Consider the following 19518-nt stretch of genomic DNA (forward strand, 5'->3'; position numbering starts at 1 on the left):
GAGGGGACAGTCTGACGGGGGCCGCTGTGGACCCCCGTCAGCCCTGTGCGGCGACGGCCTTCTGGATGTCCGTCAGGTAGCCCTGCAGCTCGGAGCCGCCCTGGCTGGCGATGACGGCGGTGCCGCCCGACGCGGCGAGCAGCGCCTCCTGCACCTCGGCGCCCTGGTACAGCTCGACGAGCTTGAGGTAGGTGGCGTTGTCCTTGTCCTCGGCGCGCGCGACCCAGATGTTGATGTACGGGCGGGCCCCCGGGCTGTCGGCCTTGTCCTGGTAGAGCGCGTCAGCGGGCGAGAGCCCGGCGTCGGCCACGAAGTCGTTGTTGATGATCGAGGCCGCGACGCTGTTCAGCGCCACCGCCGTCTGGGCGGCGTCGACGGGGGTGACCGTGACCGTGGACTCGTCGGCGATCACGTCGGCGGGGATGGACACCGAGCTGCCGCCGTTCTTGAGCTTCACCAGCCCGGCGTCCTGCAGCACGAGCAGGGCGCGCGCCTGGTTGGTGGGGTCGTTGGGGATGGCGACCTCGCTGCCCTCGGGGATGTCCTCGATCGAGGTGTGCTTCTTGGAGTACAGGCCCAGCGGGTAGACGGCGGTGGCGCCGATGGGCGTCAGGTCGTCGTCCGTGCCCACGTTGTACTGGGCCAGGTACTGCAGGTGCTGGAACTGGTTGAGGTCGAGCTGCCCCTGCGACAGCGCGGGGTTGGGCTGCGTGTAGTCGGTGAAGTTGACGAGCTCGACCTCGATGCCCTCCGCGGCTGCCGCCTCCGTGAAGACCGTCCAGTGGTCCTCGCTGGCGCCGACGACGCCGATGCGGATGGCCTCCTGTGCGTCGCCGGCGTCGGAGCCCGCGTCGCTCGTGCCGGAGCAGGCGGCGAGCAGGGCGACCGCCGAGACTGCGGCAAGGGTGCGGGCGAGGGTGCGGAGCATGGGGATGTTCCTTCCGGTGGGTGCAGGCCGACGCCCGCCACGGTGCGTGGCGGCCCGGCGATGCGGGGAGGTGCGGGATCAGTGCGAGCCCTCGGCGCAGGCGTCACGCCTTCATGGCAGAGGGAGGGTGCGGCACGCCCTCAAGGGGCGGCGGGGGCCGAGCGGTGGATCGCTGGCGTCAGCGGCACGCGGCGAGGGGCAGGCAACACATCATCACGACGTGGCCCATGGCCAGCCGTGACATGTGCGTTCCTCGCGGGGTGCTCATGGCGAGGATGCTGCTCCTCGAACGCCCTCTACGTCCACTTGGTGGCGCAACCGTCTCAGTGCGCGAGATTTCCGGGTGATATGCGTGAATCACCCCTTGAGAAAGTTCCCGACAACGTGTTGGTATCGTACCGACGCAGCGTCGGCAACCTGCTCGGCGCGTCCCGACGAGAGGCCTCTCGATGTTCCTCGCACTCCGCGAGCTCCACTACGCGCGATCGCGCTTCAGCCTGATGGGAGGTGTGGTCGCCCTCATCGCCGTGCTGATGGTGATGCTCTCCGGGCTCTCCTCCGGGCTGGTGAACGACGGCGTCTCCGGGCTCAAGGCCCAGCCAGCCGATGCCTTCGCCTTCGCCGAGGGCACCAAGACCGACTCCGCCTTCTCGCGGAGCATCGTCGACCTCAGCCAGGTCGACGCCTGGGCAGACCGCCCCGACGTGGCCGCCGCCGCGCCGCTCGGCTCCATGCTCGTCAACGCGCACAGCTCCACCGACGTCCCCGTCGACCTCGCGCTGTTCGGCGTCCAGCCCGGCTCATTCCTCGAGCCCGCCGCCGCCGAGGGCCAGGGCCTGGGCGCCCCCCACGGCATCGTCGTCAGCCAGACCGTCCTGGACGACGGGCTCGCGATCGGCGACACCGTCACCATCGACCGCGTCGGCCTGGAGCTGACGATCATCGGCAGCACCGGCAACCAGCACACCTTCGGCCATGTCGACGTCGCCTACCTGCCCCTGACGACCTGGCAGGAGATCCACTCCGGCGCAGCCGCAGGCGAGGAGGTCCGCCCGGACGCGTACACCGAGGCCAGCGCGATCGCGCTGCAGGCCGCCGACGGCCAGAGCATCGACCTGGCCGCAGGCGACTCCGCCGTCGGGACCTCGAGCAAGACCCTCGTCGAGTCCTTCGGCTCCTCCCCCGGCTACACGGCGGAGACCTCGACGCTGATGCTCATCCAGGTGTTCCTCTACGCGATCTCGGCGCTCGTCGTCGGCGCGTTCTTCACCGTGTGGACCATCCAGCGCCGACCCGAGCTCGCCGTGCTGCGCGCCATGGGCGGCTCCACCGGGTACCTCCTGCGGGACGGCCTGGCACAGGCGCTCATCGTGCTGCTGGCCTCCACGCTCGTCGGCGTGGCGATCGGCGTGGGCAGCGGGGCGCTGCTCGCCAGCACCCCGATGCCCTTCGCGCTGGAGGCGCCGGCCATCGGGCTGGCGTTCATCCTGCTCATCGGCCTGGGACTGATCGGCGCCGCGTTCGCGATCGCCCGCATCGCCACGGTCGACCCGCTCAAGGCACTCGGAGGACAGCGATGACCAGCACCGACACCCGCGCCTCAGGCGCCACCAGCCACCCCACGGCCAAGCAGCGCGGGCTCGTGCTGGCCGACGTGACGCTCACCGTCGGCGACGGCGACGGCACCGTCACCGCACTCGACCGCGTGTCCCTGACGGTGGCCCCCGGCGAGCTCGTCGCCGTGGTGGGGCCGTCCGGCTCCGGGAAGTCGAGCCTGCTCGCCGTGGCCGGCGCCCTCACCACGCCCGACGCGGGCTCGGTGCTGATCGACGGCCACGACCTGGGGGCGATGCGGGACCGCGAGCGCACCCGGTTCCGCCTCGAGCACATCGGCTTCGTGTTCCAGTCCGGGAACCTGGTGCCCGCGCTCACCGCGGAGGACCAGCTGCGCCTCGCCCTGCACATGCGCGGCGGCAAGCCCGCGCGCGACCCCCGCGAGCTGCTCGCCGAGGTCGGCCTGGCCGACAAGCTCCGGAGGCGCCCGCATGAGCTCTCCGGCGGGGAGCGCCAGCGCGTCGGCATCGCCCGCGCCCTGGTGTGCGGCCCGTCGCTGCTGCTGGTCGACGAGCCGACATCCGCCCTGGACCGCGCGCGCAGCCAGGAGATCGTCGAGCTGCTGGCCCGCGAGACACGCCAGGCCGGCGTCGCGACTGTGATGGTCACGCACGACCATGACATCCTGCTCCACTGCGACCGCGTGCTCGAGATGGTCGACGGCTCCCTCTCGGCGGCGCCCACCCGGGAGCCCGAGGCGCTGGACGACTGACTGAACGAGGAGGGCCCGTGCCGAAGATCCAGGCGGCGACGGTGGCCGAGCACCGCGCGGCCCAGCACCGGGCCCTCCTCGACGCCGCGCACGCGCTCCTCATGGAGCGGCCGGAGCAGCCGCCCACCCTCGCCGCCGTGGGCGCCCGGGCCGGGCTCGCCCGCTCCAGCGTGTACCAGTACTTCGCGTCCCGTGACGACCTGCTCGGCGCGCTCGTCACCGAGCTGTTCCCCCGCTGGTCGGCCACCGTGCAGCAGGCCATGGACGCCGCGGGCGACCCCGGCGACAAGGTCCTGGCCTACGTCCGCGCCAACCTGGACCTGGTCGCGTCGGGCGAGCACGCCGTGGCGCGGGCCCTCACGGAGATCGCGCCGGGGGACGCCCTGGCCCGCAGCAGCCGGGAGATGCACGACGCGCTGCTGCTGCCCCTGGTCGCCGTGCTCAACGACCTCGGGACGCCCGATCCGCGGGTCACAGCGGAGCTGGTCAACGGCGTGGTGCTCACCGCCAGCCGGCTCATCGAGACGGGCCACGACGCCGCCGACGCGCATGACCGCGCGCGCGAGCTGCTCGAGCCGTTCGTGCGGAGCCAGCCCCGCGGCTCCTGACCTGGCGCCCGTGCCCGTCCAAGCCGTAGGTGGCAGGATCGCGGGATGACCACGGACCAGGCATCGCAGACCACCCCCTCGCCCACCTCCGCTCCGGCCGAGCTCTGGGTCGAGCGCACCGGGCGGCGCACCTACACCGGTCGCAGCTCGCGCGGCGCCGAGGTGCTGATCGGCCCCGTCGAGGCCGGCGCCGTCTTCACCCCCGGGGAGCTGCTGAAGATCGCCCTCGCCGGCTGCACCGGCATGAGCGCCGACACCGCCCTGGCCCACCGGCTGGGCGATGACGTCGCGGTGACCGTCGAGGTCGAGGGACCGAGCGACCCCGACGAGGACCGCTACCCCGTGCTGACCGAGCGCCTGGTGGTGGACCTCAGCAGCCTCGACGCGGCGCAGCGCGAGCGGCTGCTGACGGTGGTGCACCGCGCCGTCGACAACCACTGCACCGTCGGCCGCACCCTCACCCACGGCGCCACCGTCGAGCTCACCGTGGAGGGCGAGCGATGACCCCGGCCCTCGCGCGCCGCAAGCCGCCCCGGGAGCGCGCCGAGGTCGTCCTGCCCGGGCAGGCCCCCGACGGGCCGCACCTGCGCCGCACCCCGCTGCTCGACGCGGCCCTCGACAAGGCCGTGACGATCCCCTCGGCGACCATCCACGCGCATGTGGAGAGCCTGCGGCGCCGCAACCCGCACGCCTCCCCGCAGCAGATCGTGTGGCTGCTGGAGCGCGAGTACATGCGCGTCGTGCAGGCCACCGGCGGCGCGGTGGGCGTGGCGGCCGCCGCCCCAGCCGTCGGCACCGGCGTGGCGATGGCGCTGACGGCCAGCGACGTGGCGACGTTCTTCGCCGCGTCGGCGGCGTTCTCCCTGGCCGTGGCCAGCGTGCACGGCATCGAGGTGCAGGACGCCGAGCGCCGTCGCGCGCTGCTCCTGGCCACGGTGCTGGGCGAGAGCGGCGCGAAGATCGTCACCGACTCCGCGCAGATCGGCTCGGCGCACTTCGCCCGGGCGCTGCTCACCCGCATGCCCACGTCGACGATCCGCAAGGTGAACTCGACGCTCACCCGGCGGCTGGTGCGCTCGCAGGCGGCCCGGCAGGGCGGGCTCGCGTTCGGGCGGCTGCTGCCCTTCGGCATCGGCGCCGCGGTGGGCGTCGCGGGCGCCCGCGCGCTCGGCAAGCCCGTGGTGCAGGGCGCGCGGCTGGCCTTCGGCCCCGCCCCCGAGCGGTTCCCCCAGGTCATCGAGGGCGTCGGCGGCCTGGTGCCACCCGGGCAGATCGGCCGCGAGCCGATGGGCGGCGGGCAGATCGGCGGCGGGCAGAGCTGAAGGTGGGCACAGCTGAGGGCGGGCGCCGCGGCTGGGCGTCTGCCCCGCCGGTCACCCGCCCTCAGGCACAGGTCACACGCGGCTGATCACCAGCGGTCGTGGACGTGCGCGCGCACCGAGGTGTCGTAGATCCGCTCGAGCTCGGCCGAGGTGACCTCGTCCAGCGGCGCCAGGTCCGCTGCTGCCGCGTTGCCCCGCGCCTGCTCGGCGTTGCGCGCCCCGGGGATCACCACGGAGACGCCCTCCTGGTCCAGGATCCAGCGCAGGGCGAGCTGCGCGGTGGTGGCGCCGTCGGGGGTGCGCGCTGCGACCTCGCGCGCCGCGAGGACGCCGACCTCGAACGGCACGCCGGCGAACGTCTCGCCCACGTCGAAGGACTCGCCGTGGCGGTTGAACGTGCGGTGGTCGGTGGCGGCGAACGTCGTGCTCTCGTCGTACCGGCCGGACAGCAGGCCGCTCGCCAGGGGCACGCGCGCGATGATCCCGACGCCCGCCTCGACGGCGGCGGGGAGCACGGCCTCGAGGGGCTTACGACGGAACACGTTGAGGATGATCTGCACGGACGCGACGTTCGGGCGCGCGATGGCGGTCAGCGCCTCGTCGACGGTCTCCACCGAGACCCCGTAGGCGGCGATGGCCTTGTCCGCGACGAGCTCGTCCAGCGCGTCGTACACGCTGTCGCGGCCGAAGACCTCGGTGGGCGGGCAGTGCAGCTGCACCAGGTCGAGGGTGTCCACCCCGAGGTTCTCGCGCGAGCGGTCGGCCCAGCCGCGGAACGCGTCGAGCGTGTACGCGCCAGCCACATGCGGGTCGGCCCGCCGGCCCATCTTGGTGGCGACGGTCAGCCCCTGGGCCTGGTCGCCCCGCTCGGCGAGGAACCGGCCGATCAGCCGCTCGCTGCGCCCGTCCCCGTACACGTCAGCGGTGTCGAGGAAGGTCACGCCGCTGGCGACTGCGGCGTCGAGCACCGCCAAGGCGTCGTCGTCGGCCACCTCTCCCCAGTCCCCGCCCAGCTGCCAGCAGCCCAGGCCCACAACCCCGACCGACCTGCCCGTCCGTCCCAGCACACGCGTCTCCATGCCCGTGACGCTACCGTGAGGAGGACGTGATCCAGCACACGCCGGGAGGCCTGGCATGTCGTCTGCGCAGGTCAGAGCGAATGCCGCCCGCGAGCCCGCCGGCCGCGAGGTGGCGGTGGCCCGAGTGCTCCCGCTGCCCGCCGCCGAGGCGTTCGCGCTGCTGGTGGACCTGCGGCACCACGTCCGCTGGATCCCGATGACGCGGGTGGAGGTCCCGCCCGGGCCGCCTCGCGTGGGCGCGCACGTGACGGCGGTGTCGGGCCCGCTCGCCCGACGCGGCGCCCCGGGGCTGGTGGACCGGATGCGCATCGACCGGCTGGACCCGCCGGACGCGGCGACTGGCTCGCCGGGGGTCGCGGTGCTCACCAAGCTCGGCCCGATCCTGCGCGGCTCGGCGCGGATCGTGGTGGCGGCCGCCGGGCCCGGGCACAGCCGGGTGACGTGGTCCGAGCGGGTGTGGCTGGCCGGGCTTGTGCCCGCCGCCGCCCTGGTGGCGCCCGTGCTGCGGGGCATGCTGGCCCTCGCGCTGGCCCGGGTCGCGCGCGAGCTCCGAGCCTCGACGCCATCGCCGCCGCGGGCGCCGTCGCCAGCGCGAGGGCCGGGACGATGACGCATCCGCGGATGTACGACGACCACGACCCGTGCCTCGCGCAGGTGCGGCTCCTCGCGGCCGGCTTCCCGGAGTCGTCCGAGGTGGAGTCGTGGGGGCGTCCGACGTTCCGCGCCGGCCGCCGGATGTTCGCGGTCTTCGGCACGCACGTGAGCCCGCGCGGCCTGGTGCTGCGCCCCGACGAGGACGAGCGCGCCGCGCTGCTGGGCGATGCGCGGTTCTCCTCCCCGCCGTACTACGGCCCGGCGGGCTGGCTGGCGCTGGACCTGGACGCGGCGCCGGTGGATTGGGAGGAGGTCGCCGAGCTGCTCGACGACTCGTACCGGCAGGTGGCGCTGCGCCGGATGCTGCGCGCGCTCGACGCCCGCCCGTCGGGCCTGCACAACGAATCGCCGGTTGACGGCCCTTCGACGCAACGATTGCCTCCCAGAACACAACATGACCTGTCGATTTCGCCTCCGAACGGCTCGTAGGCTCGATACGGCCCCGTCCCGATGACGCGACTCCACCCTCCTGCCCTTCTGAAGGAGCATTCATGCCCGTGAGCCCGGTCACCGAGCAGCCCACCCCGCGCGCCGCCACCCGGCGCCGTTACCTCATGTGCGAGCCGGTGCACTACACCGTCTCCTACGAGATCAACCCGTGGATGGACTCGACCCGGCACACCGACACCGACCTCGCCCTGCGCCAGTGGCGCACGCTGCGCGACGTGTACCTGGACCTCGGCCACACCGTCGAGACGATCGACCCCATCCCCGGCCTGCCCGACATGGTCTACGCCGCCAACGGCGCCCTCATCGTCGACGGCATCGTGTACTCAGCCCGGTTCCGGCACCCCGAGCGCGCCCCCGAGGGCCCGGCCTACCAGAAGTGGTTCGCCGACCGGGGCTTCGTCACGCACACCGCCGCCGAGGTCAACGAGGGCGAGGGCGACATCCTCCCCGTGGGCGACCTGATCCTCGCCGGCACCGGCTTCCGCACGGACCGCTCCGCCCACGCCGAGCTCGCGCAGGTCACCGGGCGCCGGGTGGTGTCCCTGGAGCTCGTCGACGCGCGCTACTACCACCTCGACACGGCGCTGGCCGTGCTGCAGAGCGACCCGGCGGACCCGCAGGTCGCCTACTACCCGCCGGCGTTCTCCGCCGAGTCGCAGGAGACGCTCCGCGAGCTGTTCCCCGACGCGCTGCACGCCACCGACCGGGACGCCGCGGCACTGGGGCTCAACGCCGTCAGCGACGGGAAGCACGTGGTCGTGGCGCCCGGCGCCGTGGACCTGGCGCCCGCGCTGCGCGAACGCGGCTACACCACCATCCCCGTGGACACCAGCGAGCTGCTCAAGGGCGGCGGCGGCGCCAAGTGCTGCACGCTCGAGATCCGCGACGTGCCATGACCGCCACCGCGGGCGCCGACGTGGACGCCGACGCCCACCGCAGCCGCCTGGCGCCCAACTACGCGCCGCTGCCGGTCCAGCTCGCCTGGGCCTCCGGCGCGTGGGCGCGGGACGTGCGCGGGCGCGCCTACATCGACATGCTCGCGGGCTACTCGTCGCTGAACTTCGGCCACCGGCACCCCGCGCTCGTCGCCGCGGCGCATGCGCAGCTCGACCGCCTCACGCTGTCGTCGCGGGCCTTCGGCCACGACCTCCTCGAGCCGTTCGCCGATGCCCTGGCCCGCCTCGCCGCGCCCGCGGTGCGGGGGGACGAGCCGCTGGTGCTGCCCATGAACACCGGGGCGGAGGCCGTCGAGACGGCGATCAAGGCCGCCCGCAAGTGGGGGTACGACGTGCGCGGCGTCGCCCCGGAGCGGGCCACGATCATCGTGGCGGACGGCAACTTCCACGGCCGCACCACCACCATCGTGTCGTTCTCCACGGACGACCAGGCCCGGGACGGCTTCGGCCCGTTCACCCCGGGCTTCAAGGTCGTGCCCTACGCCGATGCCGAGGCCCTGCGCGCCGCCGTCGACGAGACGACCGTCGCGGTGCTGCTCGAGCCGGTGCAGGGCGAGCAGGGCGTCGTCGTGCCGCCGCCCGACTACCTGCCCGCAGTCCGCGCCATCTGCGACGACGCCGGCGTGCTGCTCATCGCCGACGAGATCCAGTCGGGCCTCGGCCGCACCGGAACGACGTTCGCCTGCGAGCTGTGGGACGTGCAGCCCGATCTGATGACCCTGGGCAAGGCCCTCGGCGGCGGGATCGTGCCGGTCAGCGCCGTCGTGGGCCGCGAGGACGTCCTCGAGGTGCTCTCCCCCGGCACGCACGGCTCGACCTTCGGGGGCAACCCGCTCGCGTGCGCGGTCGGGCTCGCCGTCGTCGAGCTGCTGGAGGGCGGCACGATGCAGGCTCGCGCCCGCGCCCTCGGCGCCCATCTGCACTCCCGCCTGGCCACGATGGCCAGCGCCGGGCTGATCGAGCGGAGCCGCGGAGTCGGCCTCTGGGCGGGCATCGACGTGGACCCCGGCCACCTGACCGGCCGCGAGCTGTGCGAGCGCCTCCTCGAGCGGGGCGTCCTCGCCAAGGACACCCACGGCTCGACCATCCGCCTGGCCCCGCCGATCACGATCGACGAGCAGGACCTCGACCTGGCCCTGGACCGGCTGGGCCAGGCCCTGTGCTGAGGCGCCCGCTCAGCTGAGCTTGATCGCGGTGAACAGGCGCCCGTCGCGCACCACGGCGCCGATGGACATCCGGCTGATGTCGCTCTTCAGCATCCACGCGTTGTGGGATGAGGAGTTGGCGTAGGCGTTGATCATCGCGCTGGAGCTCGCGGGCTGCACCCAGCCGACGATCGAGTCGTTGCCGCCGTGCCAGATGCGCCACTCGGAGGCCATCGCCGTGGCGTGCGCGCTCAGCGTCGACGAGCCCGAGATGCTCAGCGCGGGCAGGCCGTTGTTCGCCCGGTGCGCGTTGAGCGCGTCCCCGATGGACTGGATGCCATAGGCCTCGATGCCGGCGACCTGTGCCGCCGCCGGGGCCTCGGCTCCGGCGGACGACGTCGCGGGCGCGGCGGCGGCTCGGCTGCTGCGCGGCGTGGCCTTCGACGTCGAGGCACGGGCCTTGCGCTCAGCGGCCGCAGCCGCCTCGGCCGCGGCGGCCTGCTCGGCGGCGATGCGCGCGTCCTCGGCGGCCTGCCACTGGGCCTGCGCCTCGACGACCGCCTGCTGCGGGGCGGCCAGCGCCGCGACGGACCCGCGCAGATCCCTCGGGCTCGTGCCTTGCCCGAGGGCTGCCGCCATGGCGGCGGTGGTGTCCATCGCCTCCTGCAGGGCGGCCCGGGGCGCATCCCCGGCCTGGGCGTTCGCGTCGAGCACCGTCTGGGCCTGCGCATGCGCCTGCAGGGCTGCTGCGCCCTGCGCGGCGTGCGCGGCGGCGATGCCGGCTTGGGCGACGGCGGCGCTGCTCTGCTGGAAGAACTCGGCGTCGGCCCGCTGCTCGGACACGACGCGCGCCACGCGCTCCTGCACCCGGGCCAGCTCGGCTGCGCGGGCCTCCTGTTGCAGCCTCACGACGGTGCCAGTGGTCAGCGCCGCGAGGATCACCACGACGCTGACGCTCACCGCCACGGTGGTGGGCCGGCCCGGACGCGCGGCAGACCGTGCCGCGCGGCGAGGGCCGGGCGTCTCAGTCTGGGGCGGCGCGGCGGGCGGCTCGGCGCTCGGGACGAAGAGGCCGGCGAGGTCGGGCAGCAGCAGCGCGGCCGTCTCAGGCGGCAGCGGCTCGAGCTGGGGCGCCGGGACGAAGGACGCGGGACGCGACTCGACGGCCGGTGCGCTGACCTGCGCGGTCCCACTTCCCTGCCGCTGCGTCGGAACGGTCTCGAGCCGCCGCTGGTGCTTGTGCCGGACTGTCGCCATCAGTGAGCCCCCTCGTGTCGTGCACGACTTTCCTCGACCCCGAGAGCATCGGCAACCGGGAGAAACTTCTGAAGCCGCTGGGAGCAACCTGTGCCCGCGATGTCCCACCTGCCTGGGCGCCCGCCACATCTGGGACATCATGGGCGGGTGCACCACGACTCCGGAACGCGGGCCGACGCCCTCGACGGCCTCGACGAGGCGATCCTGCGCGAGCTCTCGATGGACGCCCGTGCGAGCTACGCCGAGATCGGCGCCGTCGTGTCGCTATCCGCGCCGGCGGTCAAGCGCCGCGTGGACCGGCTCCGGGCACGCGGAGTCGTCCGGGGGTTCACCGTCCGCCTCGACCCCGCCGCGCTCGGCTGGTCCACGGAGGCGTTCATCGAGCTCTTCTGCCACGGCTCCACAAGCCCCGCGACCATGCAGACGGCCGTCGAGCGCTACCCCGAGGTCGTCTCGGCCAGCACCGTCACCGGCGATGTGGACCTGATGGTGCAGGTGCGGGCGCGGGATATGCGCCACCTGGAGCGCGTCGTCGAGCGGCTCGCGGCGGAGCCGTTCGTGGCCCGCACCCGTTCCACCATCGTGCTCTCGGCGTTGGTGCGGCGCCCCGAGGTGCCACCCGCCCTGGCCGACTGACCAGGGCGCCCAGCGGTCAGGCTGAGGCGTCCGGCTCGTCCAGCTCCTTGCAGCGGTTCGTCACGACCATCACCGGGCACTGCGCGTGGTGCAGCACCGCCTGGCTCGTCGAGCCCAGCAGCAGCCCGGCGAACCCGCCGCGGCCCCGCGAGCCGACCACCACGAGGTCGCTCGCCGAGGAGAACTCGGTGAGCAGCTCGGCGCCCGTCCCGTCCAGCACGACCCGTCGCACCTGCACGTCGGGGTTGTCCCCCAACGCCCGGTCCACCACGACGTTCAGGCCCTCGGTGGCGTCGGCGAGCAGCTGCTCGTGGTCGATCGTCGCGGGCATCCAGGCGAGGATCCCCGTGCCGGCGCCCACGGGCACCCCGGCCACGGCGACCAGCTCGGCGTCCCAGGCGCGCGCCTCGGCGATGGCCCGGCGCAGCGCGAGGTCGGCCTGGGGGGACCCGTCGATGCCGACCACGATGCGCCGCACGGGCCGCACCTGGGGCAGCGGCGAGTCGTCGGCGACCGGCTTGCCGTCGGCGCCACGGAGCGGCACCACGACTGTCGGGCAGTAGGCGTGGGCTGGCAGCGCCGAGGACACGGTCCCCAGCAGCCGGTCGGCGAAACCGCCCCGGCCGCGGGTGCCGACCACGGCGAGGCTCACCTCGCGGGACATCTCCACGAGCACGCCCGTGGCGTCACCCGTGGCGACTGTCGCCGTCACGTCGAGGGGGCCGCCGGAGAGCGCGCGCTCCTTCGCCTCGAGCAGCACAGCCCGGGCGCCCTCGAGGATCGCCGTGTCGTCCAGCGCCGCGTACCCGCCGTCGAGGGACGCCGCCGTGAACGACGGCACCGAGTACGAGCAGACGATCCGCAGGGCGTGCCCGCGGACGCGCGCCTCCGCGGCAGCCCAGTCCAGGGCGTGGAGGCTCGCCGCTGAGCCGTCCACCCCCACCATCACCGTGGCCTCGTGCTTCATGGTTCCAGCCTCCTCTGGCTCACGCGGCAAGTGTGCCTCAGACCATGCCCTCAGCGCACCTTCCGCGGGGAGATCCTGGAGTCGCCCTTGAGGAATCCTTGACACTCAGGCGACGAGGTAGGCCGACCAGGCTGGCTCCATCGCGAGGACGCCCGCGACGAGCGCCGACGTGCCACGCGGGGTGCGCGGCACGTAGGCCAGCTCCCATCCCAGCTCGGCGAGCAGCCGGTCCGCCTTGCGATGGTTGCACCGGGCGCAAGCGGCGACCACGTTGGCCCACTCGTGCAGCCCGCCGCGCGACCGGGGGTGCACATGGTCCACGGTGTCAGCCGCGCCGCCGCAGTACGCGCAGCGGTAGGAGTCGCGCTGCAGCACGGTGCGGCGCGTGGGCGGCTGCGGGCGCCGCACGGGCACGTGCACGTAGCGGGTCAGGCACAGCACCACCGGGGCGGGGAGCACAGTGCGCTCGGAGTGCAGCAGCCGCCCGTCCGACTCGAGGATCGTGGCCTTGCCGGACATCACCAGGCTGACGGCCCGCCGCAGGCTCACCACGCACAGGGGCTCCATGCTGGCGTTCAGCAGCAGGGTCCGGCGCGGTACGGGCATCAGCACGGCGACTCCTAGGCCCGGTGTGGGACCCGGCTGGCTGCCGGAGCCCCGAGGGGGAGGTGCAAGCGCGACCAGCGTACGCGGCTGCCCCCGGCACACCCAGCGTTTCTGCGCGCTCGGCCGGGTGGAGACGCCGAAGGGCCCCGGTGACTCAGGTCACCGGGGCCCTTCATGCGGATCAGGTCAGCCGACGCGGAGGAAGACCGGCGCGCTCTGCCAGATGGAGCGGAACTGGACCGTCTTGCCCGGGCGGGGCGAGTCGATCTGCTGGTCGCCACCGGCGTAGATCGAGATGTGGCCGGGGCTCCAGATCAGGTCGCCGGCCCGCGCCTCGTCACGCGAGATGACCGTCGCGGCGGCCTTGATGCCAGCCGACGTGCGGGGCAGCGAGATGCCGAGCTGCCCGTAGACGTAGGACACGAAGCCCGAGCAGTCGAAGCCGTCGGGGGTGGCGCCGCCGGAGACGTACGGGACGCCGACGTACAGCGCGGCGATCTCGAGGACCGCGTTGCCGGAGACCGACTGCGGGACGGCGCTGGCAGCGACCGCTGCGCGCTCCGTCGTGCGCGAGACGGCCTGGGTGGCGGCGGCCCGGGTAGCGGCACGCGTGGGGGCCACGACGGGCTCCACGACCTCGACAGCAGGCGCGTCGAAGGACCATGCGGCGTCCACAGGGGCGGTGACGACCGGGGCGGTCTCGAGGACCGCGCGCGCCGAGGCGGTGAGGGCCGACGTGTCGACGGCGGGAAGCGAACCGGCGGCGGTGCCCGAGTTCGCGGCGGTGGCGCTGGTGCCCAGCATGGTGACGACGAGGCCAGAAGTGGCGGCGACGACAGCGGTCCGGCGTCCGACGACGCCTATGGACTCGGTGGCTGCATGGGCCAGATCAGTCAGGGGTGTCACGGGACGGCGCGCAGCACGATGGCGGGCGCGGTTCGAGCTCACGGTCACGAAGTGCCTCTCCTGTCGCCTACGAGGTGAGCTGTCGGGTTCGGGTGGGAGAACACCCGGCCGGTGGATGAGTTTCCATCCCTCGGCTTCACCCCAAGGGCGCCAGAGTTCAGCGCCCACTACGTGGGTCCCCCGCCCCTGCCGGCGAAGTTGTACGGACCTCGTGCGGCGGCAGGGTTCGGCGTTCCGCTCGAGGGCTTCAAAGGGAGGAGGGTTCCTTGAAGCAGGACTGAACGTACAGCAGACCCGGTGCCGTGTCACGCTCCGGTCACGATCTGCTGGGCCGTGCAATACCGCGGCCCCGTGCGACATCGCACGGGGCCGTCAGATGGAGGGGCGCTGACCTGCGCCGACGCCAGGGGCGCCAGACCCGGCCGGGCTGAGCGCGCCGTGGCGGGCGTCACCCGGACGTGTGGCCGGCGTCACGCCGGAGTCACACCCCTGGGCGCGTCTCGCCAACTATCCGACGCGCACGAAGACGTGCCGGGCGACCTCGTCGGGCAGGTCCAGCACCATCTCGGCGTCGGGGCGTCCGACGGTGACGACGCCGGGGCTGCGCTCGATGTTGATCTCCCCGCCGGGCACGACTCCCGCCTGCGCGAGCCGCGCGAGCAGCTCCACATCGGTCTGCAGGGGCTCGGCGAGCCGCGCCACGACAGCCTTGCCGCTGCCGGATCCGGGGGCGGCCAATGACGCGACCCCGTCGAGGAAGCCCACTGACGTGCTCTCCTCGCCCAGCTCCGCCAGCCCGGGGATCGGGTTGCCGTAGGGGTCGAAGTGCGGGTGGTCGAGCAACGCCGCGAGCCGGCGCTCGACGCGCTCGCTCATCACGTGCTCCCAGCGGCAGGCCTCCTCGTGCACGAACTCCCAGTCGAGTCCGATCACGTCGGTGAGCAGGCGCTCGGCGAGGCGGTGCTTGCGCATCACCCGCACGGCCTTGCCCATGCCCGTCTCGGTGAGCTCGAGGTGCCGGTCCCCGCTGACCACCAGCAGGCCGTCACGCTCCATCCGGGCGACTGTCTGCGAGACGGTGGGCCCGCTGTGCCCGAGCCGCTCGGCGATCCGGGCGCGCAGAGGGGTGATGCCCTCTTCGGTGAGCTCGTAGATCGTCTTCAGGTACATCTCGGTCGTGTCGATCAGGTCGCTCACGGCACTCCCTCTCATTCGCAAGTCTCGCGACCCTAGGCTAGTTGGTCCTAGGCGTGGTCCGTGCGGTTCCTGACCTGCACGCCTTATCCTCTGCGTGTGTCACAGGCCCGCGAGATCCCGCAGATCACCATCCCCTCCGACCTCCTGCCGAAGGACGGCCGTTTCGGCTCCGGGCCCAGCAAGGTGCGGTCCGCGCAGGTGGACGCCCTCGCGGCGCTGGGCACGACGGTGCTGGGCACCTCGCACCGCCAGGAGCCGGTGCGCGCCATCGTGCGCCGGGTCCGCGCCGGCGTCTCCGAGTTGTTCGCCCTGCCCGACGGCTACGAGGTGGCGCTCGGCAACGGCGGCTCCACCCTGTTCTGGGACCTCGCCACCTTCTGCCTGGTGCGCGACCGCGCGCAGCACGCGAGCTTCGGCGAGTTCGGCGCCAAGTTCGCGCAGGCCACGGCCCGCGCCCCGTTCCTCGGCGCGCCCACGGTCCGCACCGCGCCTGGCGGCGAGCTCGTGCTCCCCGAGCTCGAGGATGGCGTCGACGTCTACGCGTACCCCCACAACGAGACGTCCACCGGGGTCGCGGCGCCGGTGCGGCGGGTCGAGGGCTCGCGTGAGCAGGGCGCGTTGATGCTGGTGGACGGCACGTCCGGCGCGGCCGGGCTGCCGGTGGACGTGTCGCAGACCGACGCCTATTACTTCGCGCCGCAGAAGGGCTTCGCCTCCGACGGCGGGCTCTGGCTCGCGGTGCTGTCGCCCGACGCGATCGAGCGGGCCGCCACGATCGAGGCCAGCGGCCGCTGGGTGCCCGAGTCGCTGTCGCTCAGCACCGCGCTGGCGAACTCCCGCCTGGACCAGACGCTCAACACCCCCGCGATCGCGACGCTGGTGCTCATGGCCGAGCAGATCGGGTGGATCCTCGCGCAGGGCGGCCTGGACTGGGCCACGCAGCGCACCGCCGCGTCCGCCGCGGCCCTGTACGGCTGGGCCGAGGCGCGCGAGTGGGCCACGCCGTTCGTGGCCGACCCCGCGCACCGCTCCGACGTGGTCGGCACGATCGACTTGGCCGAGGGCATCGACGCGCCGACGGTCACCCGCGTGCTGCGCGCCAACGGCGTGGTGGACGTCGAGCCGTACCGCAAGCTGGGCCGCAACCAGCTCCGCGTGGCCATGTACCCCGCGGTCGACCCGGATGACGTGCGCGCGCTGACCGCCTGCGTCGACCACGTGGTCGACCGCATTGCCTGACCGCGGGGCTGCTGGCCTCGAGCGCGCTGCGCCCGCCCGGCTCGTCCGGGACCGCCTCACCCTGACCCTCTACGGGTACTCGGTGATGTGGGGCTGGTACCTCTACAGCTTCACGCCCGCCATCCCGCTGATCGCGGCGGACCTGGGCATCTCGCGGGCCGAGGCCGGCCTGCACGGCACGTTCATGGCCGTCGGCACCGTGCTCGCCGGGACGGTGAGCGCCCGGCTCGCGCATCGCCTGGGCCGCCGCGCGGTGCTGCTGATCGGCCCCGGCATCGTCATCGTCGGCGTGGCGCTGCTCACCACCGGGCACACGCTCGCCCAGACCCTGCCCGCCGCCGCGATCACCGCGCTGGGCGGCTCGCTGTGCATCTCGGGCTTCCAGCCCGCGCTGAGCGTGCACCAAGGCCCGGCGGGCGCCTCGGCGCTCACCGAGGCGAACGGGACGGGCGCCCTGGTCGGCCTGCTCGCCCCGCTCGCCCTGGGGCTATCCGTGGCCCTCGGGGTCGGGTGGCGTCCGTCGGTGGCCCTCACCGCTGTGCTCGCGATCGTGGTGGGCGGCGCCATGTACCGCTTCACCGCCACAGGAGCCCTCGGGCGGCCCGGGCACGGCGCGGGCGACGGCCAGCCGGACGACGCCAGCCAGTCCGACGACCAGCCGGCCGCGGATGAGGCCGCGCAGCAGGGCATCGTCGTCGCCCACCTGCCCGCCGAGCCCCGCCGCCGCGGCTTCTCCCCCGCGTTCTGGTTGTTCTGGGTCGCGCTGGTGTGCGTGATCGGGGTGGAGAACGCCACCACGTTCTGGGCCTCCGACCTGCTCCGGGATCAGACGGGCGCCAGCGCGGGGCTCGCCTCCGGCGCGGTGTCCGGCCTGATCGCGGGGATGGCCGCCTCCCGGTTCGCGGTGGGCCGGCTCGCGCTGCGGTTCTCGACGGTGAGCCTGCTGCTCGCGTCATTCGCGGTGGCGGGGGCCGGCTGGCTGCTGTTCTGGACGGCGACGAGCCCCGCCGTCGGGCTGGCGGGCCTGATCCTCGCAGGCCTCGGATACGGCGCCCACTACCCGCTGATGATCGCCTCGACGATGGCGGCCTCCGAGGGGCGGCCCGACATGGCCCAGTCCCGCTCGACTGTCGCGGCGGGCGCCGCCATCGCCGCGGCGCCGCTGCTGCTCGGCGCGCTCGCCGACCAGGTGGGCCCGCATCTGGCGTTCACGCTGGTGCCGGTGCTGCTCGCGGTGGCTGCGGGAGGCGTGGCGTTGGCCCGCCGATCGGCCCGCCGCACCCCGGGGATCGCACTGCTGTAGCCCTGCCCGGGCCGTGGCGGATCGGGTCTAGACCGCAGTGGTCGACGTCGTGGTCTCCTGCGCGCGGACCTCGGCGACCGCCGTCTGCGGGGTGCTCACCGGGGGGTGGCGCACGTCGAGGTGCGGGCGGCTGCGAACCCGGTAGCGGACCTCGAGCCGCCAGTGCCGCTTGACCCACAGCGCCGCGCCCGACGCGACCAGCAGCGCGGTGATGGAGCCGATGCCGATGGACCAGCGGGCGCCGAACTCCTCGGCCACCCACCCGACGATGGGCGACCCGACGGGCGTCGCGCCCAGGAACACGATCATGTAGAGCGACATGACGCGCCCGCGCACCGCGGGGTCGGTGCTCATCTGGATGGTGGTGTTGGCCGCCGTCATCATGGTCAGCGACGCGAAGCCGACGGGGATGCAGGCGATCGCGTAGCTGGTGTACGTGGGCATGAGCGCCATCGCGCCGCTCGCGATGCCGAAGGCGAACGCGGAGCCGATCACCAGCCGCACCCGGGGGCGCTCGCGCCGGGCCGCCATCAGGGCGCCCGCGAGGGAGCCGATGGCCAGCACCGAGCCGAGGATGCCGTACTCGCTGGCCCCGCGGCCGAACTCGGTGCGGGCCATCATGGCGCTGGTGAGCTGGAAGTTGAGGCCGAAGGTCGACACGACGCCCACCACGACCATGATCACCAGGATGTCGCTGCGGCGGCGCACGTAGGCGATGCCCTCGCGGATCTGGCCCTTGGCACGCGCCACGGACGGGAGCTGGTGCAGCTCGGACTGCCGCATCTGGGTGAGGGCGAAGATCGTCGCGACGAACGTGACGCCGTTGATCATGAACACCCAGCCGGTGCCGACCCAGGCGATGAGCAGGCCGGCCAGGCCGGGGCCCACGAGCCGCGCGGCGTTGAAGGACGCGCTGTTGAGGCCCACCGCGTTGGACAGGCCGGCGGCGGGCACCATCTCGGCGACGAAGGTCTGGCGCACGGGGCCGTCGATCGCCGAGACGCAGCCGAGGCCCGCGGCGAAGAGGTAGACGTGCCACAGCTCGGCGTGGCCGCCCAGGACGAGCACGCCGAGGCCGAGCGCGAGCACCGCCTGGGCCGACTGCGTGCCGATCAGCAGCTTGCGGCGGTCGACGCGGTCGGCGAGCACGCCCGCCCAGGCGGACAGCAGGAGGGTCGGGGCGAACTGCAGCGCCGTGGTGACGCCCACGGCCACGCCGGAGTCGTCGCTGAGGACGGTGAGGACCAGCCAGTCCTGCGCGACGCGCTGCATCCAGGTGCCGATGTTGGCGACCAGCGCGCCGAAGAACCAGAGCCGGTAGTTGAAGTGCTTGAGCGAGGCGAACATCTGGCTCATTCGGCGACGAGCCTCCGCAGCAGGACAGTGGCCTCGGCCAGGGTGGCGCGCTCGGCGGGGGTGAAGGACGCGAGTCGCTTGGTGAGCCACTCGTCGCGGCGGCGCCGGGTCTCGCGGACCTCGGCGGTGCCGGCGTCGGTGAGGCTCACCACGACCTGGCGGCGGTCGGTGGGGTGCTCCCCCTTCTCGACGAGTCCGAGCTCGACCAGGGAGTTCACCGTGCGGGTCATGGACGGCGGCTGGACGTGCTGGCGGTCGGCGAGGGCGCCGGGAGCCATCGGGCCGTCCTGGTGCAGCCACGCGAGGACGGAGAACTGGGAGTCGGAGAGGTCGGCGGCGCCCCGCTCGGACTTGACGCGGCGCGCGGTGCGGAAGACCGCGACCCGCATCTCGCCTGCGAGCTCGTTCGGGCGGGCCTGCTTCGCGGTGACGGGGCTGGCGGCAGGGCTCGCGCTTGGGTTCGGCGCCGCCCGGCCGGGTATGTCAGCAGCGGGAGCACACGTCATGCCGTTACCTTAACTCATTACCTCAGGTAACGAAAGGCGGCAAAGCCCCCACGCGGGCCCCGAGGCCGCCCTACCCT

At 73.6% G+C, this 19518-nt stretch carries 21 protein-coding genes and 1 riboswitch; of the genes, 12 read left to right on the forward strand and 9 right to left on the reverse strand.

All coding sequences use genetic code 11. The annotated features are described in order from the left end of the window. Positions 1-37: 37 nt before the first annotated feature. The gene (locus tag QUV83_RS00975) at positions 38-928 is read right to left on the reverse strand and encodes a MetQ/NlpA family ABC transporter substrate-binding protein (RefSeq protein WP_289561736.1); all 891 of its coding nucleotides are present in this window, start codon (positions 926-928) and stop codon (positions 38-40) included. Positions 929-1377: 449 nt separating this feature from the next. Here QUV83_RS00975 and QUV83_RS00980 point away from each other — a divergent pair, with 449 nt between their 5' ends. Genes QUV83_RS00980 through QUV83_RS01000 form a run of 5 tightly spaced genes read left to right on the forward strand, consistent with a single transcriptional unit; the run spans position 1378 to position 5184 of the window. Then, positions 1378-2508, forward strand: a complete 1131-nt coding sequence (locus QUV83_RS00980; protein ID WP_289561738.1) for an ABC transporter permease — start codon at positions 1378-1380, stop codon at positions 2506-2508. After that, positions 2505-3254 carry an ABC transporter ATP-binding protein gene (locus QUV83_RS00985; RefSeq protein WP_289561740.1) on the forward strand — a complete coding sequence of 250 codons (750 nt, stop codon included), beginning with the start codon at positions 2505-2507 and terminating at the stop codon, positions 3252-3254. The genes QUV83_RS00980 and QUV83_RS00985 overlap by 4 nt, the downstream gene beginning before the upstream one ends. Positions 3255-3271: 17 nt before the next feature. After that, positions 3272-3862 carry a TetR/AcrR family transcriptional regulator gene (locus QUV83_RS00990; protein ID WP_289561742.1) on the forward strand — a complete coding sequence of 197 codons (591 nt, stop codon included), beginning with the start codon at positions 3272-3274 and terminating at the stop codon, positions 3860-3862. Positions 3863-3907: 45 nt separating this feature from the next. Next, complete coding sequence (locus QUV83_RS00995; RefSeq protein ID WP_289561745.1) at positions 3908-4366, forward strand: OsmC family protein; 459 nt, start codon at positions 3908-3910, stop codon at positions 4364-4366. Then, entirely contained in the window at positions 4363-5184 is an 822-nt protein-coding gene (locus QUV83_RS01000) for a hypothetical protein (protein ID WP_289561747.1), read from the forward strand. Before QUV83_RS00995 ends, QUV83_RS01000 begins: the two co-directional genes overlap by 4 nt. 86 nt (positions 5185-5270) lie before the next feature. On the opposite strand, the gene QUV83_RS01005 is transcribed toward QUV83_RS01000, so the two are convergent. Continuing rightward, positions 5271-6263 carry an aldo/keto reductase gene (locus tag QUV83_RS01005; RefSeq protein ID WP_289561749.1) on the reverse strand — a complete coding sequence of 331 codons (993 nt, stop codon included), beginning with the start codon at positions 6261-6263 and terminating at the stop codon, positions 5271-5273. A gap of 55 nt (positions 6264-6318) precedes the next feature. Between QUV83_RS01005 and QUV83_RS01010 the strand changes: the two genes are divergently transcribed. From QUV83_RS01010 to rocD, 4 genes are all read left to right on the forward strand, one after another. Beyond that, entirely contained in the window at positions 6319-6873 is a 555-nt protein-coding gene (locus QUV83_RS01010; protein WP_289561751.1) for an SRPBCC family protein, read from the forward strand. Further along, a complete protein-coding gene (locus QUV83_RS01015) occupies positions 6870-7346 on the forward strand; it encodes an MmcQ/YjbR family DNA-binding protein (RefSeq protein ID WP_289561753.1) in 477 nt (158 codons plus the stop codon). Before QUV83_RS01010 ends, QUV83_RS01015 begins: the two co-directional genes overlap by 4 nt. Positions 7347-7408: 62 nt before the next feature. Then, positions 7409-8263, forward strand: a complete 855-nt coding sequence (gene ddaH / locus QUV83_RS01020; protein WP_289561756.1) for a dimethylargininase — start codon at positions 7409-7411, stop codon at positions 8261-8263. Further along, a complete protein-coding gene (gene rocD, locus QUV83_RS01025; protein ID WP_289561758.1) occupies positions 8260-9489 on the forward strand; it encodes an ornithine--oxo-acid transaminase in 1230 nt (409 codons plus the stop codon). Before ddaH ends, rocD begins: the two co-directional genes overlap by 4 nt. A 9-nt stretch (positions 9490-9498) precedes the next feature. On the opposite strand, the gene QUV83_RS01030 is transcribed toward rocD, so the two are convergent. After that, positions 9499-10725 (reverse strand): CAP domain-containing protein, encoded by a 1227-nt coding sequence (locus QUV83_RS01030; RefSeq protein ID WP_289561759.1) that lies wholly within the window; start codon positions 10723-10725, stop codon positions 9499-9501. Between the two features lie 147 nt (positions 10726-10872). On the opposite strand from QUV83_RS01030, the gene QUV83_RS01035 reads away from it, so the two are divergent. Further along, positions 10873-11361 (forward strand): Lrp/AsnC family transcriptional regulator, encoded by a 489-nt coding sequence (locus tag QUV83_RS01035; protein WP_289561761.1) that lies wholly within the window; start codon positions 10873-10875, stop codon positions 11359-11361. Positions 11362-11377: 16 nt separating this feature from the next. Here QUV83_RS01035 and QUV83_RS01040 read toward each other — a convergent pair whose 3' ends face one another. From QUV83_RS01040 to QUV83_RS01055, 4 genes are all read right to left on the reverse strand, one after another. Next, complete coding sequence (locus tag QUV83_RS01040; RefSeq protein WP_289561763.1) at positions 11378-12328, reverse strand: universal stress protein; 951 nt, start codon at positions 12326-12328, stop codon at positions 11378-11380. 105 nt (positions 12329-12433) lie between these two features. Further along, positions 12434-12934, reverse strand: coding sequence for an HNH endonuclease (locus QUV83_RS01045; protein ID WP_289562126.1), 501 nt, complete (start codon positions 12932-12934; stop codon positions 12434-12436). Between the two features lie 186 nt (positions 12935-13120). Beyond that, positions 13121-13888 carry a C40 family peptidase gene (locus tag QUV83_RS01050; protein ID WP_289561765.1) on the reverse strand — a complete coding sequence of 256 codons (768 nt, stop codon included), beginning with the start codon at positions 13886-13888 and terminating at the stop codon, positions 13121-13123. A gap of 2 nt (positions 13889-13890) precedes the next feature. Beyond that, positions 13891-14082, reverse strand: a riboswitch (cyclic di-AMP (ydaO/yuaA leader). 265 nt (positions 14083-14347) lie between these two features. Beyond that, a complete protein-coding gene (locus QUV83_RS01055) occupies positions 14348-15037 on the reverse strand; it encodes a metal-dependent transcriptional regulator (RefSeq protein WP_289561767.1) in 690 nt (229 codons plus the stop codon). A 96-nt stretch (positions 15038-15133) separates the two neighbouring features. On the opposite strand from QUV83_RS01055, the gene serC reads away from it, so the two are divergent. Together serC and QUV83_RS01065 are read left to right on the forward strand one after the other, a co-directional pair. Then, positions 15134-16276, forward strand: a complete 1143-nt coding sequence (gene serC / locus QUV83_RS01060; protein WP_289561769.1) for a phosphoserine transaminase — start codon at positions 15134-15136, stop codon at positions 16274-16276. Next, the gene (locus QUV83_RS01065; RefSeq protein ID WP_289561770.1) at positions 16269-17579 is read left to right on the forward strand and encodes an MFS transporter; all 1311 of its coding nucleotides are present in this window, start codon (positions 16269-16271) and stop codon (positions 17577-17579) included. Before serC ends, QUV83_RS01065 begins: the two co-directional genes overlap by 8 nt. 27 nt (positions 17580-17606) lie before the next feature. Here QUV83_RS01065 and QUV83_RS01070 read toward each other — a convergent pair whose 3' ends face one another. Further along, the gene (locus QUV83_RS01070; protein ID WP_289561772.1) at positions 17607-18935 is read right to left on the reverse strand and encodes an MFS transporter; all 1329 of its coding nucleotides are present in this window, start codon (positions 18933-18935) and stop codon (positions 17607-17609) included. After that, a complete protein-coding gene (locus tag QUV83_RS01075) occupies positions 18932-19441 on the reverse strand; it encodes a MarR family winged helix-turn-helix transcriptional regulator (protein WP_289561774.1) in 510 nt (169 codons plus the stop codon). Before QUV83_RS01075 ends, QUV83_RS01070 begins: the two co-directional genes overlap by 4 nt. Positions 19442-19518 lie beyond the last annotated feature (77 nt).

The sequence above is a fragment of the Cellulomonas cellasea genome (genome assembly GCF_030372105.1).
Classification (GTDB): domain Bacteria; phylum Actinomycetota; class Actinomycetes; order Actinomycetales; family Cellulomonadaceae; genus Cellulomonas_A; species Cellulomonas_A cellasea_A.

Coding starts and splice junctions, on each gene's coding strand:
- QUV83_RS00975 (WP_289561736.1), bottom strand. CDS start 928: ATGCTCCGCACCCTCGCCCGCACCCTTGCCGCAGTCTCGGCGGTCGCC.
- QUV83_RS00980 (WP_289561738.1), top strand. CDS start 1,378: ATGTTCCTCGCACTCCGCGAGCTCCACTACGCGCGATCGCGCTTCAGC.
- QUV83_RS00985 (WP_289561740.1), top strand. CDS start 2,505: ATGACCAGCACCGACACCCGCGCCTCAGGCGCCACCAGCCACCCCACG.
- QUV83_RS00995 (WP_289561745.1), top strand. CDS start 3,908: ATGACCACGGACCAGGCATCGCAGACCACCCCCTCGCCCACCTCCGCT.
- QUV83_RS01000 (WP_289561747.1), top strand. CDS start 4,363: ATGACCCCGGCCCTCGCGCGCCGCAAGCCGCCCCGGGAGCGCGCCGAG.
- QUV83_RS01005 (WP_289561749.1), bottom strand. CDS start 6,263: ATGGAGACGCGTGTGCTGGGACGGACGGGCAGGTCGGTCGGGGTTGTG.
- QUV83_RS01010 (WP_289561751.1), top strand. CDS start 6,319: ATGTCGTCTGCGCAGGTCAGAGCGAATGCCGCCCGCGAGCCCGCCGGC.
- QUV83_RS01015 (WP_289561753.1), top strand. CDS start 6,870: ATGACGCATCCGCGGATGTACGACGACCACGACCCGTGCCTCGCGCAG.
- ddaH (WP_289561756.1), top strand. CDS start 7,409: ATGCCCGTGAGCCCGGTCACCGAGCAGCCCACCCCGCGCGCCGCCACC.
- rocD (WP_289561758.1), top strand. CDS start 8,260: ATGACCGCCACCGCGGGCGCCGACGTGGACGCCGACGCCCACCGCAGC.
- QUV83_RS01030 (WP_289561759.1), bottom strand. CDS start 10,725: ATGGCGACAGTCCGGCACAAGCACCAGCGGCGGCTCGAGACCGTTCCG.
- QUV83_RS01040 (WP_289561763.1), bottom strand. CDS start 12,328: ATGAAGCACGAGGCCACGGTGATGGTGGGGGTGGACGGCTCAGCGGCG.
- QUV83_RS01045 (WP_289562126.1), bottom strand. CDS start 12,934: ATGCCCGTACCGCGCCGGACCCTGCTGCTGAACGCCAGCATGGAGCCC.
- QUV83_RS01070 (WP_289561772.1), bottom strand. CDS start 18,935: ATGAGCCAGATGTTCGCCTCGCTCAAGCACTTCAACTACCGGCTCTGG.
- QUV83_RS01075 (WP_289561774.1), bottom strand. CDS start 19,441: ATGACGTGTGCTCCCGCTGCTGACATACCCGGCCGGGCGGCGCCGAAC.